1 protein-coding gene and 1 pseudogene are annotated in these 2,510 nt (G+C 72.8%); both read left to right on the forward strand.

Annotation, left to right across the window (positions count from 1 at the left end; all coding sequences use genetic code 11):
* On the forward strand, positions 1-2,087 hold a 2,087-nt coding region (locus tag V8688_RS31770), incomplete at its 5' end, for a tetratricopeptide repeat protein (RefSeq protein ID WP_342802363.1).
* Positions 2,084-2,510: pseudogene (locus V8688_RS31775) on the forward strand (phosphatase); the annotation flags it as partial. The gene V8688_RS31770 and the pseudogene V8688_RS31775, both read left to right, overlap by 4 nt.

A 2,510-nucleotide genomic window follows, 5' to 3' on the forward strand; every position in this document is an offset into this window, starting at 1 on the left:
TGCGCACGCACCGGTCCGGATCGGCCCGCTCGGCCGCGCGCGGCAGGCTCGGCGCCGGGCTGGTCGAGGTGCCGCCGATCCCGCGCGTCGACCCGGCCACCGCGGTGCTCACCGACCCGCAGGTCCCCGAAACCGACCGGTTCTGCGGCAAATGCGACAAGCCGGTGGGCCGCAGCCACGACGGCGTGGCCGGGCGCACCTCCGGGTTCTGCCCGCACTGCGGCACCCGCTACTCCTTCGTGCCCCGCCTGCGCGCCGGCGATGTCGTCGGCGGTCAGTACGAGGTGGCGGGCGCACTCGCGCACGGCGGCCTCGGCTGGATCTACCTGGCCGTCGACCATCGCGTCAACCGGCGCTGGGTGGTGCTCAAAGGCCTGATCGACACCGGCGACCCGGACGCGCTGGCTGCGGCGGTGGCCGAGCGCCGCTTCCTGGCCGAGGTCGACCACCCGAACATCGTCAAGATCCACAACTTCACCGAACACGCCGACGCCGACGGTGATCCGGTCGGCTACATCGTGATGGCCTACGTCGGTGGCACCTCGCTCAAGCAGATCCTGCGCACCCATCGCACCGAGCACGGCGGCTACCTGCCGCCCGCCCAGGCCATCGCCTATGTGCTGGAAATGCTGCCCGCGCTGGGCTATCTGCACGCGCGCGGCTGGGCGTACTGCGATTTCAAGCCCGACAACGTGATGCAGACCGAGGAACGGCTCGAGCTGATCGACCTCGGCGCCGTCATCGCGATGGACGACCGCACCAGCCCGATCTACGGCACCATCGGCTACCAGGCGCCCGAGATCGCCGAGACGGGCCCCACCGTGGCCACCGAGGTCTACACCGCGGGCCGCACGCTGGCCGTGCTGATGATGCGGATCGCCTCCGTCGACGGGAAACTCGGTCCGCTGCCCTCGCCCGAGGCCGAACCCCTGCTCGCCCGGCACGATTCCCTGCATCGGTTCCTGTTGCGCGCCACCGACGAGGATCCGCTGGCTCGCTTCGGGTCGATGTCGGAGATGGCCGATCAGCTCACCGGTGTCCTGCGCGAGGTCCTGGCCACCGACGACGGACTGCCGCGTCCCGGCATGTCGAGTTCGTTCGGTCCGGCCCGCGCGGTCTTCGGCATCGACAGTGCCACCCCGGAACCCGCCGCGCTGATCGCCGGCCTGCCCGCCCCGCTGGTCGATCCGGCCGACAGCGGCGCCGCCCTGCTGGCCACCACCGACGCCGCGACGCCCGCCGAACTGGAGGCGGCGCTGACAGCGGGCCTGCGGGCGGTGGTCACCGGATCCGGTGAGTCGGTGGAGATTCCGCTGCGGCTGGTCCGCGCCGAACTCGAGGCAGGCGACGCCGAGGCCGCCTTGGCGCGCCTGGCCGCCTCCGATGTCGAACTCGACTACGACTGGCGCCGGATCTGGTACCGCGCGCAGGCGGCCCTGCTGACCGGCGACCACGCCTCGGCCGCCGCCGACTTCGAGGCCGTCTACGCCGCGCTGCCCGGCGAGCCCGCGCCGAAACTGGCCCTGGCGGCCGCGCTGGAACTGGGCGCGGTGGCGGCCGAAGCGGCCGCGGCGCAGCGTGATCGCGCGCTGGCGCTCTACGAACTGGTGTGGCGCACCGACCACACGTATCTGTCGGCCGCCTTCGGCGCGGCTCGGCTGCGGCGCGCGAAGGCGGACCGCGCGGGCGCCGTCGCGGTGCTCGACCAGGTCGACCGCGGGTCGTCGATGTTCACCGAGGCCAGGGTTTCCGCCGTGGAGACCCTGCTGGCGGGCCGTGCGCCGGGCGAACTGGACGAGACGCTGCTGCGGGAGGCGGGCGAGCGGGTCGAACGACTCAGCCTGGACTCGCGCACGCGGACCGCACGAGTGCGCATGCGGGTACTGGAGGCGGCACTGAACTGGATCCGGTCGGGACAGCGGCCGAGTGCGCCAGGCAAGCTGTTGGACGTGGAATTCACCGAGCAGGGAGTGCGGACGGGGTTGGAACGATGCTTGCGGACATTGGCTCGGGAAGCCGACGACATGTGGACCCGTTTCGTGCTGGTGGATCAGGCCAACGCGGTGCGGCCGAGGACCACGCTGTGAGCGCGCCGGGGTGTCCGGACTGCGTGGGGTCGGCCAGGGCGGGGCACCGCTTCTGCGAGGGGTGCGGGGGCGAACTCGGCGTGCGCAAGGTCGCGCTGCCGGTGCACGATCCGGCCGCGACGCCGCAGTGCTCGACCTGTGGTGAACGCCGCTACGAGGGTGGCTTGTGCGCGCAGTGCGGCAGCCCGAAGCCGGTCCCCGACCGCTTCGAGGACGATCTGGGCGCGGTGTATCTGCTCACCGACCGCGGAATCAGCCACGCGCGCAACGAGGACGCCGTCGCCGCGGCCGTGCGCGACGGTGACGGCACCCGCGTGATCGTGGTCAGTGACGGCGTCTCCACCTCGCAGGACCCGCAGGCTGCCTCCGGCACCGCGGCCCGCTCGGGCGTCGACGCCGCGCTGGCCGCGCTCGCCGACGGCC

Source organism: Nocardia sp. No.11 (assembly GCF_038752175.1).
GTDB classification, from domain to species: domain Bacteria; phylum Actinomycetota; class Actinomycetes; order Mycobacteriales; family Mycobacteriaceae; genus Nocardia; species Nocardia canadensis.